Annotated in this window: 12 protein-coding genes; 5 read left to right on the top strand and 7 right to left on the bottom strand. The window is 63.0% G+C overall.

Annotation, left to right across the window (positions count from 1 at the left end):
* Positions 1-11 precede the first annotated feature (11 nt).
* From AC6JAM_RS08850 to AC6JAM_RS08835, 4 genes are all read right to left on the bottom strand, one after another.
* Positions 12-143 (bottom strand): hypothetical protein, encoded by a 132-nt coding sequence (locus AC6JAM_RS08850; RefSeq protein ID WP_261377430.1) that lies wholly within the window; start codon positions 141-143, stop codon positions 12-14.
* Positions 144-504: 361 nt separating this feature from the next.
* The gene (locus tag AC6JAM_RS08845; RefSeq protein ID WP_018769862.1) at positions 505-639 is read right to left on the bottom strand and encodes a hypothetical protein; all 135 of its coding nucleotides are present in this window, start codon (positions 637-639) and stop codon (positions 505-507) included.
* A 155-nt stretch (positions 640-794) separates the two neighbouring features.
* Positions 795-1,379: a histidine phosphatase family protein gene (locus AC6JAM_RS08840; RefSeq protein ID WP_018769863.1), complete on the bottom strand. Its 585-nt coding sequence runs from the start codon at positions 1,377-1,379 to the stop codon at positions 795-797.
* A complete protein-coding gene (locus tag AC6JAM_RS08835) occupies positions 1,376-2,884 on the bottom strand; it encodes a CCA tRNA nucleotidyltransferase (protein ID WP_056392343.1) in 1,509 nt (502 codons plus the stop codon). The genes AC6JAM_RS08840 and AC6JAM_RS08835 overlap by 4 nt, the downstream gene beginning before the upstream one ends.
* A 207-nt stretch (positions 2,885-3,091) precedes the next feature.
* Here AC6JAM_RS08835 and AC6JAM_RS08830 point away from each other — a divergent pair, with 207 nt between their 5' ends.
* The 5 genes from AC6JAM_RS08830 (at position 3,092) to trxA (ending at position 9,150) form a co-directional block, all read left to right on the top strand.
* Entirely contained in the window at positions 3,092-3,592 is a 501-nt protein-coding gene (locus AC6JAM_RS08830) for an NUDIX hydrolase (protein WP_018769865.1), read from the top strand.
* Positions 3,593-3,652: 60 nt separating this feature from the next.
* Positions 3,653-5,794 carry a murein biosynthesis integral membrane protein MurJ gene (gene murJ / locus AC6JAM_RS08825; protein ID WP_223993162.1) on the top strand — a complete coding sequence of 714 codons (2,142 nt, stop codon included), beginning with the start codon at positions 3,653-3,655 and terminating at the stop codon, positions 5,792-5,794.
* A 162-nt stretch (positions 5,795-5,956) separates the two neighbouring features.
* Positions 5,957-7,606 (top strand): discoidin domain-containing protein, encoded by a 1,650-nt coding sequence (locus AC6JAM_RS08820; RefSeq protein WP_497934497.1) that lies wholly within the window; start codon positions 5,957-5,959, stop codon positions 7,604-7,606.
* A gap of 223 nt (positions 7,607-7,829) precedes the next feature.
* Positions 7,830-8,786 carry a thioredoxin-disulfide reductase gene (trxB, locus tag AC6JAM_RS08815; protein ID WP_497934496.1) on the top strand — a complete coding sequence of 319 codons (957 nt, stop codon included), beginning with the start codon at positions 7,830-7,832 and terminating at the stop codon, positions 8,784-8,786.
* A gap of 37 nt (positions 8,787-8,823) precedes the next feature.
* On the top strand, positions 8,824-9,150 hold the full coding sequence (gene trxA / locus AC6JAM_RS08810) for a thioredoxin (protein WP_018769869.1): 327 nt from the start codon (positions 8,824-8,826) through the stop codon (positions 9,148-9,150).
* A 3,952-nt stretch (positions 9,151-13,102) separates the two neighbouring features.
* Here trxA and AC6JAM_RS08805 read toward each other — a convergent pair.
* From AC6JAM_RS08805 to rsmG, 3 genes are all read right to left on the bottom strand, one after another.
* Positions 13,103-14,407, bottom strand: coding sequence for a ParB/RepB/Spo0J family partition protein (locus AC6JAM_RS08805; RefSeq protein WP_223993177.1), 1,305 nt, complete (start codon positions 14,405-14,407; stop codon positions 13,103-13,105).
* A 66-nt stretch (positions 14,408-14,473) separates the two neighbouring features.
* Entirely contained in the window at positions 14,474-15,556 is a 1,083-nt protein-coding gene (locus AC6JAM_RS08800; RefSeq protein WP_269208639.1) for a ParA family protein, read from the bottom strand.
* Positions 15,557-15,645: 89 nt separating this feature from the next.
* Entirely contained in the window at positions 15,646-16,296 is a 651-nt protein-coding gene (gene rsmG / locus AC6JAM_RS08795) for a 16S rRNA (guanine(527)-N(7))-methyltransferase RsmG (RefSeq protein WP_018769872.1), read from the bottom strand.
* Between the last annotated feature and the right edge of the window lie 13 nt (positions 16,297-16,309).

Below are 16,309 nucleotides of genomic sequence, written 5' to 3'. Positions count from 1 at the left end.
GGGCCGGCCCTTCAGCGCAGGCCACCTATTTGCTGGTGCATGAGCACGAAAACGTCGTTCCGGTGCTGCTCCAGCAGGGCGCTGTTAAAGGAACTGCGGCGCTGCAGGGGCCGGGACAGGAGTCCCATGATTTTTTGCATCAAGGTAGCCACCTCCTTTCTTCGGTTATAAGGCACAAAAGTGCATGGCGAATTAGCACCCCTTTTCAGTGCGCAAAAGCGCGGAAATTTGGGCGCAAGGAATTTACCGAGGGAATTAGTGGAATTGCGCAGGAGCGCAGTGGCAGCGCGGACTACCGGGAGCCGGGAGTGAACCGCAATGCCGGTGGGAGAGCTGTGGCAAATGCGGGACTATGCGGCGCGAAGGGGAGGCCTGGGCAGCAGCAGTTCCCGGAAGTCAGCGGAGAAGCACGGTGGTCCGACCTGGACGGCCCGTCTTGGACATGGAGTCCCGCCTGGGCCTTGACGGTACTGGCACCGTGGCCCGCGGCCAGGTGGCTGGCGCCTAGCGGCGTCGCAGCAGGCCCGGGAGGTCCGCCGGCCGGCGGTAACCCGAGTTGACCGAAGCCACGCGCACAGGATCAGCAAAGGCCGGGAATGCATTGATGGAGGCATTCCATTCGCCAGTCAAAGTCATCATTATCCCAACCTCCTTTTCTACTGTCCGCTGCGTGGATTGCAATGCGGTCTTTGACCCCGGCAGATTGCCGTGGGGTCAGGAATAAAGGTACCCCAGGAATTCGCGGAAGACCAGCAATTTCCGGAGAAAAGAAGAAAACTTTTGAATAGGGGTATTTAGAGGCCCCAGCGGACAATGGCGGGGGTCTTCTTATCCCATCCAAGCGTGCAGACCTTCGCCGTGCCCAGGATGAAATGCCGGCCTTCCGTGGGCGGCAATTCCAGCCAGCGCGCGGTGAGGATCCGGGAGAAGTGCCCGTGCGCCACGATCAGCACATTGTCCATCCCGGATTCCAGGATCCGGCCGATGATCTTGTCCGCCCTGGCGGCAACCTCGTCGAGTGTCTCCCCGTTGGGCACGCCGTGGGTCCAGATCAGGTAGTCGGGGTTGTCCTTGCGGATCAGGTCCGAACTGATGCCCTCGTAGTCGCCATAGTTCCATTCGACCGCGAGCGGTTCATGCCGGGCATCGGGGAAGCCGGCGAGTTCGGCTGTCCGCCGTGCCCGCCGCAGCGGGGACGTGAGCACCAGGTCGAAGTCGACGCCGTCCAGCACCTTGCGGGCCTCCACGGCCTGCTGCTCGCCTTCCACCGTGAGGGGGAGATCGGTGAGGCCGGTGTACTGCCCGCTCTTTGACCATTCGGTTTCGCCGTGGCGGAGGATCCAGAGCTGGGGGCGCGGGGCAAAGGCGGGGTTGGTCACTTGGACTCCTCAACGGGTGAAGGTTCGACGGCGGCGGAAGAGACTCCAGGGCCGGGTCCGGCAGGTGCTGATTCAGGCTGTTCGGCCCACCACCGGAGCAGGCGCGCCTCAGCTTCCGCGGTGGGCAGTGGTCCGTGTTCCATCCGTTCATTCAGGAGGAACTTGTAGGCGCGGCCCACCACAGGCCCCGGTTTGAGTCCCAGCACGGCCATGATCCTGGCCCCGTCCAGGTCCGGGCGAACTGCGTCCAGGGACTCCTGTTCCCGGAGTGCGGCGATGCGGGCTTCGAGGTCGTCGTAGGCGAAGGCCAGGCGCTCGGCCTTGCGCTGGTTCCGGGTGGTGACGTCGGAGCGGGTCAGGCGGTGCAGGCGCTCCAGCAGCGGACCAGCATCGGTCACGTACCGGCGGACGGCCGAGTCGCTCCAGCCGGCGTCGCCGTAGCCGTAGAAGCGCATGTGGAGCTCCACCAGGCGTGCCACGGCCTTGATGGTGTCATTGTCGAACCGCAGCGCCTTCATCCTCTTGGAGGTGAGCTTGGCACCCACCATGTCGTGGTGCCGGAAGCTCACCGCGCCGCCCGGTTCGAAGCGGCGCGTAGCCGGCTTCCCGACGTCGTGCATCAATGCAGCGAAGCGCAGCACGAAGTCCGGTCCGGGCACCGGACCCTCCGCGTCGGTTTCGAGCTCGGCTGCCTGCTCCAGGACCTGGAGCGAGTGCTGGTAGACGTCCTTATGCCGGTGGTGCTCGTCGGATTCGAGGCGGAGGGCGGAAACCTCGGGCAGTACATGCTCGGCCAGCCCGGTTTCCACCAGGAGGTCGATGCCCGTCCGTGGCCGGGCACCGCAAATCAGCTTGACCAGTTCATCCCGCACGCGCTCGGCGGAGATGATTTTGATCCGGTCCGCCATGCCTGTCATTGCGTCCCGCACGTCATCGTGGACCGAGACGCCCAGCTGCGCGGCGAACCTGGCGGCCCGCATCATCCGCAGGGGATCGTCGGAGAAGGACGCTTCCGGCGCGCCGGGGGTGGCCAGCACGGAGGCGTGGAGGTCGCGGACGCCGCCGAAGGGGTCCACCAGCTCCATGGAGGGCAGCTTCAACGCCATGGCGTTAATGGTGAAGTCGCGGCGCAGCAGGTCATCAGTCAGCGAGGAACCGAACGCCACCACGGGCTTGCGCGAATCGGGATCGTACGCCTCGGCCCGGTACGTGGTGATCTCAATCTGGAAGCCGGCCTTGCGCATGCCAATGGTGCCGAAGGCGCGCCCGATTTCCCAGAAGTTGTCCGCCCACTTTTTGATCAGGGCCACGGTCTGGTCCGGCGTGGCGTCGGTGGTGAAGTCAAGGTCGGGGGAGGTCCGCCCAAGGAACAGGTCACGCACCGGACCGCCCACCAGGGACAGCTCGTGGCCGGCGTCCACGAAGCGCCGGCCGAGCTCCAGGACCACCGGGTCCACTTTGAAGTCGACAGTGTGGGAATCAATCTTGTGATGTGCGTGCGACATAGTTCCTTAAGCTTGGCAGAAACCAGCGCCGCGGCAGTCCAAAAAGCGTCACGATCCGGGCCAATTGACCTTCGCCGCCGGAAAGTGCGTCATATCCTGTCCATGTTGGTGTCATGTTCCGGTCATCACGGAAGGGCAACAGTCGTTAGAGTGGACTCCATGGCCCATCCAGTACCGAGCGCTCCAGGCAGGAGGACGAACGCACCATTGCCGTCGGCAATCGGGGCGCACGTTGCCCCTGCCCAGCAATCGGCACCGGCGTCGCTGCCTACGGTCGAGGAAGTCTCGGCCGGCGGTGTCGTGGTGGATACGTCCGACGCCGGGTTGAGGGTTGCGATCATCGCCCGCCTTAATAGGGGTGGCCGCCTCGAGTGGTGCCTGCCCAAGGGCCATCCGGAGGGCAAGGAAAACAACGAAGAGGCCGCGGTCCGTGAGATTGCCGAGGAAACCGGCATCGAGGGCACCATCCTGGCGCCGCTTGGCAGCATCGACTACTGGTTCACCGTCAGCGGCCACCGGGTCCACAAGACCGTGCACCACTACCTCCTGCGGGCCACCGGCGGCGAACTCACCATCGAGAACGATCCCGACCAGGAAGCCGTGGACGTGGCGTGGGTCCCCATCCAGGAACTTGCCCGGAAGCTGTCATTCCCCAACGAACGCCGCATCGCCGACCTCGCCCGTGACGTCCTGCCCGGACACCTCTAAGCCCGGACGCCGCCGTCGCCATTGCGGTGTTAAGTGCCGGTGGGTGAGACGATGAAGTCGATGTCAGCTACCAACTTTCCTTCCGACCGGTCCGGCCGGCCCGATGACGCGGCACCCGACGGCGTGCCCCCGGAGCCGGCCGCTCCGGACCTGGCCCAGCCCGTGGCCGCTGGCCCCAGCGAAACCCGTTCCAGCGCCATCATGGCCGCCGGAACGCTGGTTTCGCGTTTCCTGGGCTTCGGCAAGACCTGGATGCTCGGTACCGCCCTGGGCCTGGGCTCAACGGTCAATGACACGTTCATCAACGCCAACAACCTGCCCAACCTGATCTTCCTCCTGGTGGCCGGCGGCGTGTTCAACGCGGTCCTGGTCCCACAGATCATCAAGGCCAGCAAGGCTCCGGACAGGGGAGCGGACTACATCAGCCGGCTGCTGACGCTGGCTGTCCTGCTCCTGTTCGGCCTGACGGCCCTGGTCACCCTGGCAGCTCCCGGCGTGATCGAACTGACCACCCAGGGCTATTCACCCCAGCAAAAGGCCCTGGCGGTCACCTTCGCGTTCTGGTGCCTGCCGCAGATCTTCTTCTACGGCCTTTACGCCCTGCTCACCCAGGTCCTGAACGCCAACGGCGCCTTTGGCCCTGCCATGTGGGCGCCCATCATGAACAACCTGGTGGCCATCGCCGGCCTGGGCATGTTCATCTGGATTTTCGGCAGCAACGAGGTCAACCCGCACAACCTGGACAACTGGGGATCAACGCAAACGCTCCTGGTGGCAGGATTCTCCACCATCGGCGTGCTGTCCCAGACAGCCATCCTGCTGGTCCCGGTCTTCCGGCTGAAGCTCGGCCTCCGGCCACGGTTTGGCTGGCGCGGCGTGGGGCTGGGCCACGCAGCCAGGCTGAGCGTATGGACGCTCCTGACGGCCGCCGTCGGGCAGCTCGCCTTCCTGTACGTTATGCGCATCGCCACCATTCCCGGCGCCGAACGCATCCGCCTGCAGCAGGCGGGGGACCCGTCGGCATACACGCTGCCCGGCAACGCGGTCCTTGAAGTGGCCAGCCAGCTGTACCTGCTGCCGCACTCGATCATTGCCCTGTCGCTGGCCACCGTGCTCTTCAACCGGATGACGCGGGCATCGCAGGACGGCAACCGGGCTGAACTGCGCGATGCCCTCTCCCACGGCCTGCGGACCATGGCCGTGGCCACTGTGTTCGGGGCGCTGGCACTGTTTGCCCTGGCCGGTCCGCTGGGCATGTTCTTCTCCGGCGGACTGCGGCAGGACGGCGTCATGCTGGCCCAGACGCTCACCATCCTGGCCCTCAGCACTCCGTTCATGAGTGCCAACTTCATGATGTCCCGCGTGTTCTACGCCAACGAGGACGCCCGCACGCCGTTCTATGTCCAGCTGCTGCTCGCCGTGGTGTACGTGGCGGGGGCGTTTGCCATCCAGTTCCTGCCGGTGGGCCAGATCATCTACGCCATTGCCGTCCTCTACATGGTGGGCAACATCCTCTCGGTGGTCATCAGCGCGTTCTTCCTGCGGCGCATGCTGGGCCACCTCGACGGCCCACGGATCGCCAACTCCTACATCCGCATGGGGTACGCGGCCCTCGGTTCGGCAATCGCCGGTGCGGGCGCCCTGTGGCTCATGGGCAGCTACAACCCGGACGGTTTCGCATGGCAGAACCGGATCACTGCCCTGGTCACCGTCATTGTGGTGGGACCCGTCATGCTGGTGGTGTACTTCGTCCTTCTCAAGCTGTTCCGGGTCTCAGAGCTCACCGACATGCTCCGGCCCCTGCTGGGCAGGTTTGGCCGCGGCAGCCAGGCCCCTGCTCCGGACGCCGGGGACGCGCCGTCGTCCCCTCCCGCTGAAGCTGTGGACGGGGAGCGCGGCCACCGCCCGGAGCGGGCCACCACGTCCGTTGATACCGGCCTTATCCCCCGTATCTCCGGTGAATTCGACGCCGTCTCCTTCCGCGCCGGCCCGGACCCGCAGCGTGGGACGCACCGTCCGCAGATGTACGACGGCGGCACGGCCCAGGGTGCCGGGGACGCCTACCTGCCGGGGGAGGACCAGCCCGGCACCGCCCGCGGCGGCCTGCTCAGGGAACAGATCCCGCTTCCCGGCCGCCGCACCTACCAGGGGAAGCCCGGCGAGAACCCGTATTTCAAGACCAGGCGCAAGCGGAAAAAGTAAATTCCGTCCGGTCTGGCGCACGTCTTCTCCGCAGCCGTTTGGGGCGGATCGGCTAGGATCGAACAGGTACAGGGGTAGTTGCATTACGGGTTTGCCGTGCGCGGCACCCGAACGGCGGTTGCGTCATCAGACCGGCAATCCCGGACAGTCTAGGAGGAACACGTGTCCAACCCGATCGACGTCGGATCAGTACTGGGCGGCCGCTACAAGGTCACCGCCACAGTGTTGGCCTCGCACGACCACGATCTGGTGCTGGACGGTGTGGACCAGGTCCTCAACCGCCCGGTCAGCATCCTGGTTGCCGGCCCGGAGAACACCGAACAGGTTGCGCAGAGCGCCCGCGAAGTCGCCACCGGCGAACGTCCCGGCACCGTTCAGGTCCTGGACCTTGGCGTCACCGAGGACGCCACCTACCTCATCACCAACCACACATCCGCCGCCGACCTGCTGGACTTGGTGGTTGCGCCCAATCCGCCGTACGTGGAGCCATTCTTCACGGACACGCTGGGCAGTGAAATCTTCGGCCAGCCGCGGTCGCACGAGCCGGAGCCGTACGACGAGGAAGACCACGTCGACGCCGGATACATCAACTACGCCGATTCGCACCCCAGCCAGGTTGATCCATACCGTTCAGCGCCGGCCGTACCGCCCAGGCCGTCCGTTCGTCCCGCTGCCCAGCAGCCCGCCGCACCAGTGCGCGCTGCCGGGGCCGCTCCGGGCGCTGGTGCGGCCGCAGCGGCTGCTGCTGCAGCGGCCGGTGGGGCTGCAGGTGCTGCTTCGAACAAGGGAAACGGGTCCTCCCGGATGGATCCGGATGCCACCGCAGCGCAGCCGGTGGCAACCAATGCCCAGTCCCAGTCCGGACGCGCCAGCGCTGCGGAGGCGGACACAGGACCCAACGATACCGCTGCCGCAAGCACCCCACGGCAGCAGGTCCAGCCAACCGCTGAGGACCGGACGCCCAAGGTTTCCCTGTGGTCCGACGACGACTATGCGCAGTCAGGGGATCAGGACCACTACGAGGAGACCCACGAATCCCCGCAGGAATCGCATCCAGTCAAGGGGAAGGCAGCCCTCTTTGCACGTGCGGCTGCGCCCGCTACCGCCGGCGTCGCCTTCGCGGACCGTGCCGAGGATGACGACGACGATCGTGATGAGTCCGAAAACCAGCCCCGATCCATGCGCTGGCTGGTGGGCGGGCTCCTGGCCGTTGTGCTGATCGCCGGCCTGATCTTCGCCGTGACCAACCTGGGCAGCCTCTTTACGCCGGGGCCTCAGGCCAAGCCGACAGCTGGCCCCGCAACCACCAACTCCCAGGCATCAGCGCCTGCCACTCAGGCAGCACCGTCGGCGCCGCCCGCCGTTCCGCCGGCCATCGAGAGCGTCAGCCGGCAGGGGAACTTCGACTTCGCCGCCACCTTCGATGGCGATCTGGTCAAGGCCTACGACGGCAATGCCGCCAGCTACTGGTCCGATATGGAATTCGCCACGGAAAACTGGGGTGGCCTGGCCCCGCAGGGCGTCCCCCTCGTTGTGAAGCTGAAGAGCGCGGCCACTGTCTCCTCCATCACGCTCTCCCAGCTCGGGGGATCGGGGGGCAACATCACGGTCTACACCAATGACCGGCCCACCATGGACGGAGCAAAGGCAGTAGGAACCAACAGCTTCACGTCCACAGACCTGAACATGCCCCTTCCGGAACCGGTGCAGGCACAGTACGTGATTGTCTCCATCAATTCCCTTCCCAAGCTGGCGGCTCCCAAGACCCGCTACGGCTACGGTCTCCGGCTGGCTGAAATCAAGGTCCAGTAGGCGTCTTTCCGCCTGCGGGTGTTACCGGCGCTGTTACTGCCGCCCACCGGCACCCGCAGCGGGAATGTAGTCTGGAAAGAGCGCCCTGCGACGGCTGGTCCTCTGACTTCCCCGATGGTTCACCTTGCCCGGGCGCTGGAATATTCAGCACGCGGACACAGTTGTGCCATGTGGCCGGCCTCCACGGGGAGGCGAGTCGAACAAGGAAGAGGTTCACGGTCCAGTGACCATCGAAGAGAAGACGGCGTCCGGCGTTCGCGACGTCATCATTGTGGGCTCCGGCCCGGCGGGCTACACGGCCGCCGTCTACACAGCCAGGGCGAACCTCAAGCCTCTGCTGCTGGCGGGGTCAGTGACCGCCGGCGGGGAGTTGATGAACACCACCGACGTTGAAAACTACCCCGGCTTTCCGGAAGGGATCATGGGGCCGGACCTCATGGAGAACTTCGAGAAGCAGGCGGCACGCTTTGGTACCGAGATCCAGTTCGAGGATGTAACCACGCTCGAACTTGAGGGCGCCATCAAGACGGTGACCATCGCCACGGGGGAGACCTTCAAGGCGAAGGCGGTCATTCTCTCCACTGGTTCCGCATACAGGGAACTTGGCCTGCCTAACGAGAAGCGCCTGTCCGGGCACGGTGTCAGCTGGTGCGCAACCTGTGACGGTTTCTTTTTCAAGGATCAAGACATCGCCGTAATCGGCGGTGGCGATTCCGCCATGGAGGAGGCCCTGTTCCTCACCAAGTTTGCGAAATCGGTAACGGTTGTTCACCGCCGCGATTCGCTGAAAGCCTCAAAGATCATGGCGGACCGGGCACTGGCACACGACAAGATCAACTTTGTGTGGAACAGCACCGTGGACGATGTCCTGGGAACGGACAAAGTGACGGGTATTCGGTTGAAGAACCTGTTGGACGGATCTTTGTCAGACCTCGCAGTGACAGGTGTCTTCGTCGCTGTCGGCAACGATCCCCGTACGGACCTCGTAAAGGATGTCCTCGCGCTGACGCCTGAGGGAACCATCGCCGTGGAGGGTCGCAGCTCCCGTACCAGCCTTCCCGGCGTCTTCGCTGCCGGAGACGTTGTTGACCCTACCTACCGCCAGGCCATCACCGCCTCCGGTTCCGGCTGTGTCGCGGCAATAGACGTCGAGCACTACCTGGCCGACCTGCCGGCATAATCTGCCCCCACTGTTATCCGAAGAGAAAGATAAGGTTATGAGCAACGCTAAAGATGTAACTGACGCAAGTTTCGGCTCCGACGTTCTGTCCGCCGAAAAGCCGGTAATCGTGGACTTCTGGGCCGAATGGTGCGGGCCCTGCCGCAAGCTCGGACCTATCCTGGATGAGATTTCCGTGGAGTATGGTGAAAAGGTTGACGTCGTCAAGGTCAACGTAGACGACAACCCTGCCATCGCCGCTGAGTATGGAATCACTTCCATTCCTGCCGTTTACCTTTTCCAGGGTGGCGAAGTGAAGAGCACAGTTATCGGTGCCAAGCCAAAGCAGTTCTTCGAAAAGGAATTCGCAGACGTTCTCTCCTGAGCACCCCTCCCTGCGGTAGGCAGGAAGTGGGATCTGCACAAAGTTGGCCATCGCCCCGGGGCGGTGGCCAATTTTTTGTCTGCGACCATTGAGATGGGACGGGTAAGACAGGGTTTCACGTGAAACATTCGTTCGAGAGGGCATGAAACGCTTAGTCTGCACTACCAGGGCCTTTTCGCTGGCGACGTACTTCGTACGGGACTGTGGACCAACCATTCGGGCCGCACAACGGGTTACTGCCTCCAGCTACTAGTAGGTCGCGTTTCACGTGAAACATCCGTCTGGGTGGACTGGGTGCCGAACTTGAGTCATGCCGCCCTGGGGTAAGCAGGACTAGGCGACCGTAACTAGCGTGGCAATGAATTTGTGCGTCCCCCCTTCTTGAGAGCGTGCGAGCCGTGTTCGCCTCGCTTGACCACCCGAGAAATGGGATGGCGGTGTGGAGCTTTAGCTGCCCCCAATTCGGTGAGCAGCGATGAATCACGCTCGCCGCGATCCGGTGGGCTATTTCTGGTTCCGACCTCCTGTATGTCAGGCAGAGCACAACTATCGAACTATTCCCAAGGCCGCGAAGCTTGTTCGACCAGAGAATTCATTACGTGCAGCCGGAGACCCTGACGCGCGGGGAGGGTGGAGCTGCGGTCCTCCCAGCACTTCCAGGTCGCTTTGGAGCGTCACGAGGGGACGAAGTTGCAACCGGACCGAAACCGGCACAGTACGGCCAGGAATTCACCATCTTGACGCGGGGTGAAGGAGAACGGTGATAGTTCCCCGCTCCCAAACTATAGGCACAGCCGATCCTGGCCCGAACACAGAAAGTCGGGCATGATGTGAGGTGCAATTGTGGGCATGTACGGAATCTGACGTTTAGAGATGCTGGCCCAGCGAGGCCGCTGCATCTGTTGTCGCCCATGTCCGGGCTACAGTCGGTGCACCCTGGTCCTGCGGTGGGCCGTAGAGGTCTCACGTACTCCGGAACACTTGGAAATTCTATGGCAGGGCGTTAGCCATATTAGAGGCATCCAGGGCTCCGCCGGAGCGCAGAAGTGTTTCACGTGAAACATGACAAGCACAGGGGAGTGCGCGGCGTTTCACGTGAAACATCTCCACTCTCGGCCCGCGATTCAGACCGGGGACGGGCAGTAAGGGTAGCCCCGCACCACTGAAGGAGTAACGGAAACCCTACGGCGCAACGCGGTATGAGTATCGGTACGTAGGACCCCCTTGCTTCGTTTATCCAAGCGCTTATCCGACCTCGGTTACCGAGATGCCGCTATCACTTACTGGACGGTCGCGCACTGATCGATGCGACCGTCCGCCCCACCTCGCGGTCGGCAAAGGCAACAAGGATCGTACTAAGGGCCAAGCGCGGCAATCTCACCTGGTTCACGACGCATTCACACTGTGTGTGCGTTTCGACACCACGGCCTGGGGGCTCCAGCCGACGGCACAAACCAATGCAGCAGCAGCTAGACCGCCAGGCTGATGGCCCAGCGTGGACATGTGGATCGGAGCCCCCCGTTCAGCGCCCCACGAAACGATATCCACTGTGAATTGGAGCAGGGGCATGTCCCTGTCCCGGTCGGAAGCTCCACGCATTCGCGCCTGCGGCTTAGCCGCCCTGCGACCCGTCACCCCCACCGTGCGCGCAGAGTTGTACACAAAGTTTTCCACATGCCAATCGCGTCAGTATCCACATACTTATCCACAGCCGCTGCAGCTTCCGCAGATCTGATCCCCATCACATGGCAGACTTTACTGCTGGCATATCAGGAGTTGTCCGAGCGGTTATCCGTGTGCAAATGCAGGCCGAACGGTTCCGAGATGGGGAGGTGCGTCCACGAAAGCCACCAATCAACCAGTCGGGTGCTATCTCTCAGCGTACGCGGGTGCTGCAGACGACATTGAGGATCGTTTCACGTGAAACGCATACCCACGCTCCGAGCCGGATGGCGCGCGCGGCGGGAACGGTCGTCTTGGACCCCCGACTGACGGTTTAGCACATGGAGTCTTACCCACACCTGCCGCCAGAGTTATCCACACCGTTATCCACAGGGATATCCACCGATGAAATTGGTCACACAAGCCCGTGGCATCTCTGCTCCGCCGGCAACTGCGCCAAGGGAGCCATGGGACCTCCTGCCGGCCAACAGGACAGGGATATGTGCCACCCGCGATGGGGCTTTTGGTTAGTCACCTCTGGAAGCGCAAGAAGCCAGTACCGTGATGACCCTATCCAGCCCCTCTCCTGGTCCTCAAGAGCTTCGAAGCAGACCACCCTTTCGGCCGCGCCTCCCGGTACAGTGGCTGGTGCAAAGTAGCGCGCATACCAGTAGGACATTGCCGGTACGTGGCCACGACTGTGCCCCTTCCATTACGAGGTCACGCATCTGCAATCCGCGAGCCATCAACATCCAGGTGAATCCCAGCCCCGCACTCAGTGATCGGCGCCCACCCACTCAGCGACGGCGACACGTTCCAGAGAACAGCACCACATATGGCTCCGCTACCAAATAAGGCGGACTCGTCACGAAGAGACGACCAGTGGCCAGGAAACAATTATGGCGCCCCAGATAAGGCCGGAGGCCAAGCAGGCATCGAACAGCGGTGTGGGAGCGAGCACGCGAGGCGAAGGCCATAGAGTCCGCTCTACTCTGGTGGGGCCGGCATTACTGCTGGGCTGACGGATGACGCCTTCCAGTCGAGCCTGGTACCCATAGCAAGCGCACATGTTTCACGTGAAACGCGGAGCGTAGCCTTCCCGCAAGGGTCCAGCATCATCGGTATCAAGGATCCACGTCGTGGTCCACTGGCTCAGCGGGCAGCCGAACCCCATGGCAGCTGGCTGTTTCACGTGAAATGTCATGCTTGACTGACACCCGCGAGCAGCCGCGTGACGGTAACCCCGCGCACGTGGACGCGAACGCATTCCTAGATACGGGGGACCCTTGCATAGTGAACTTTTGCCTGCGCCATGGCTCCGGGGTATCACCAGGATTGAAGAAGTTCCATGGCTATAGTGCTATGACAGTCGGCCCAGGTCGTCCACGTCGAGGACGTCTACGAGATTCTCTGCGCACACGAGGTGTCAGGACCGGACGCACTCAATATGGCACTGGGCATGTTCCCGCAATTACCGAACCTGACGCCGATGTGCCGCTGAAGCGCGAAACGTCAAGAACCTGGGTCTTCCGCGAATCGGGGCGTCCATCGAAGCGCCCGGATTCTCGGTTACCAGCCGCGTTTGCCGAATATTTCAACCCAGACGGAAACCCCATGCAGAGCAAAACGCTCCAGCAATGGCGCTACATTCACCAAGATCTGGCAAGTCCTCCACGCGAGCGTCCAGCAGAAGGGTGGAGTGTGGCCGAGCGTGCAGTTACCGGACTTTGGCGGCAAGCCACAGATCACCGCAGCATCGCACTAAGCGGCCTTGCGGGGTGATTTGCGGAGCAATTCCACCGCAGAAGGCGGCGGGGCTCACCCTTGTTTCACGTGAAACAAGAACGAGGGTAACCAGCCCATGAGTCCTTGGCCCACCAAAGACCACACCACAACTGGCCGGCGCATAAAGGTCAGGAACACCGTTCTGTGACACCGGCACCGACGCCCGCGTCTAGCGTGGGCCCAGTATGGCGGATCTGCAACTTACCGCTGCGCACGTACATAGATGGAGTTGGGGCTGCTGTCCGGCCTCCCGGCGGCACTAAATCGGCCCCGTGCACGCCACCAATCTGACAGAACAAGTGCAGCCGCACCATGTACGCCGGCAACCCCGCGGAAGCCAGCCAGGAACAACCAGGAATAGGCAGGGTTCGGGGACTAGCTGGGGGACGGTTGAACGACACAACGGCCTGAAAACAGCCTCATCAACCAACCATGGGAACCACGGGCAATGATCACCAAAACAAAAAGGCCCGATTCGCAACGAACCGGGCCTTCTAACTTTGAATCAGTTGGTTGAACCTGGAGCCAAGACATCCATGATCCTGTTCAGGTCTTCTACGCTGGCGAACTCGATACTGACCTTACCCTTCCTGACACCAAGGGAGATTTTGACGTTGGTATCAAGGCGGTCCGACAGCGAGGATGCCAGGTAGTCCAGGCGTTCGTGCCGTGCTCCGGGACGCGGGATATTGTTCTTGGCGGGCTTGGCCGGATCCTGGTAGAGGGTAACCGCTTCTTCAGTAGCGCGGACAGACATTCCCTCTGCGACAATTTTCTGCGCAAGCCGTTCCATGGCTGCAGCATCGGGAAGGGAGAGAAGCGCCCTGGCATGGCCGGCAGACAGCACACCCGCCGCAACACGCCGCTGAACCAGCGGGGGCAGCTTCAACAGGCGGAGCGTGTTGGATACCTGGGGCCGGGAGCGGCCGATGCGATCCGCCAGCTGCTCGTGGGTGGTGCCGAAGTCTTCGAGGAGCTGCTGGTAGGCCGCCGCTTCTTCGAGGGGGTTCAGCTGGCTGCGGTGCAGGTTTTCAAGCAGCGCATCCCGGAGCAGGTCATCGTCCGTTGTGTCACGGATGATGGCGGGGATGGTTTCCAGGCCCGCTGCCTGTACGGCGCGCCAGCGGCGCTCACCCATGACCAGTTCATAGGGCTCGCTACCGGATTCGGTTGAGGTGCGGACCACAATTGGCTGGAGGACACCGATTTCGCGCACCGAGTGCACCAGCTCAGCCATGTCATCCTCATCGAAGACATTTCGGGGCTGCTTGCGGTTCGGATGGATGTCGGACACCGGGATTTCCGCAAAACGGGCACCGGGAACTTCCACCAGCTCAACACCGGATTCCTCCCGGAAGTCTGCACCGGCGGTCTCGGCCGGCACTGGACCGTCTTCGGCAGGGCTGTCCACAACCTCGGGGACTGCCGGGGTTTCAGCGGCGGGGGAGGATTCCGGGGACTCATTGGAGCTGGCCGCGGAAGTCTTCCTGGCAGCCGTCTTTTTCGCCGGAACTTCCGGACTTGAGGAAGCAGACTTCCTGCCGGCGCCGTCTTTGTCCGGCGCCGTCGTGGCAGCCGCTGCGTTGCCTGCCGCGGTGCGCTGGCCGCGAGCCGTGGCTTCCTTGTCCTGCGTTTTCGCGGGGGCTTCGGCTGCGGGTTGTTCTACCGGCTCAGTTTTCTTCCGTCCTTCGGGAAAGAACAGATCCACAGGCCGGGATACCGTCCCACCGTTGCCCGACCCATTGGTTGCGGCGGAACTCGGAATCAGCGCGCCAAGACCGCGGCCTAGGCCCCGTCGCTTCTCGCTCATGGGTAAATCCCTCCAGTGGTAGAGCCCCGGACCAGCCTGGCTCCGTGCGTTGCGGTATTGAAGATTTTAGCGTTCGGCTATTTCAGCGGCGGCTTCCAGGTAGGACAGTGCGCCACTTGAGGACGGATCATACGTCATGACTGTCTGCTGGTAGCTGGGAGCTTCGGAAATCCGCACGGACCGTGGAACCACCGCCGCGAGCACCTGGTCCGGGAAATGCTGGCGTACCTCTGCGGCCACCTGGGCAGCGAGGTTGGTGCGGCCGTCGTACATCGTCAGGAGGATGGTTGAAACAACGAGGTCTGCGTTGAGGTGCTTCTGGATCATCTCGATGTTCTTGAGGAGCTGGCTCAGGCCCTCCAGCGCGTAGTATTCGCACTGGATGGGGATAAGAACCTCGCTGGCGGCGCAAAAGGCGTTGACCGTCAGCAGGCCCAGGCTGGGCGGGCAGTCAATGAACACGTAGTCCAGGCGTTCTTCACCGTTCTTCTCGCGGGTCTTCGCGTAGACATCGATGGCACGCCGCAACCGCTGTTCGCGGGCAACAAGCGAAACCAGTTCAATCTCGGCACCCGCAAGATGGATGGTGGCCGGGGCACAGATGAGCTTTCCAATGTCCGGGCACGGGGCAACCACATCCGCCAGCGGGACGTCATTGATCAGGACGTCATAGATGCTGTCCACGTCGGCATGGTGCTCAATTCCCAGTGCGGTGGAAGCGTTGCCCTGGGGGTCGATATCGATGACCAGGACGTTCAGTCCGGCAGCCGCCAGGGCCGCGGCAATATTCACGGTGGTGGTGGTCTTGCCCACCCCGCCCTTCTGGTTGGAAACCGTGAAGATGCGGGTCTTGTCAGGACGCGGGAGCTGACGTCCCATCAGGCGCTCACGGCGCTTCGTCTCGTGGGCAAGCTCGCGGGCGATGGGACTTGAATCATCGATGGCGTCAATGACGTTCGAACGACCTGAGGAGGTTGTTTCACGTGAAACCGCACTGCTGGCGGACGCAGCACCAACCGTTTTAGGGTGATTACCACCTCTTCCGGGTGCCATTGCTATACCGGCAAGCCCGGACCCAGCGACAGAACGTGCCGACCCCAAGGACACAAACGGCGGGATCCGTTGTGCGGAGGCTTCACTACTGGTCACTGGGGCACACTCACTCTCGTTCAGCCAATTTTGCTGCCGTTGTCTAGCCTAACTGCTCCGACCCGCTGACAGCCGTCAGCGGGCCCGCATTAGGACTTCTTTTGGGGCTTGTTTACAACGATGCGGACCACCGTGGTGGGTTCCTCAAGGAGGTTGTCGCCCACCGTCAGCACGGAAGTCTCAATACCACCCAACTTGCGGATGGTCTTGGCAGCCTTCTCGATCTCCTCGCCGGCGCTGCGGCCCTTGATGGCCACCACTTCACCGTGGCCACCCAGCAGCGGGATGGTCAGGCCGGCGAGGTTGGTCAACGCCGATACCGCACGGGCTGTCACCACGTCAGCCTCCACCTGCCCCACGGCGAGCTCGGCGCGGGCGCGCATCACCGTGACATTGTCCAGGCCCAGGTCATCAACCACTTCCTGGAGCCAGATCACGCGACGCTCCAGGGGTTCAATGAGCGTGAGCTCAAGGTCGGGGCGCGCAATGGCAAGGCACAGGCCGGGCAGTCCGGCGCCGCTTCCGACGTCGGCAACGTGGCTTCCCTGGGCGATCTCGCTTTCGATGACGGCACAATTGAGCACGTGCCGGCTCCACAGCCGGGGAACCTCGCGCGGCCCGATCAGGCCCCGCTCGGTGCCGGACGTTGCCAGATGCTCCACGTAGCGCTTTGCCAGGTCCAGGCGGTCGCCGAAGATCTTCTCAGCAGCGCGAAGCTCTGCTGCCGTGATGTCAACCATGGTTATCGGGTCA

This window comes from Arthrobacter sp. GmRoot5-12 (assembly GCF_059739365.1).
This window is presented reverse-complemented; position numbering and strand designations above follow the sequence as displayed.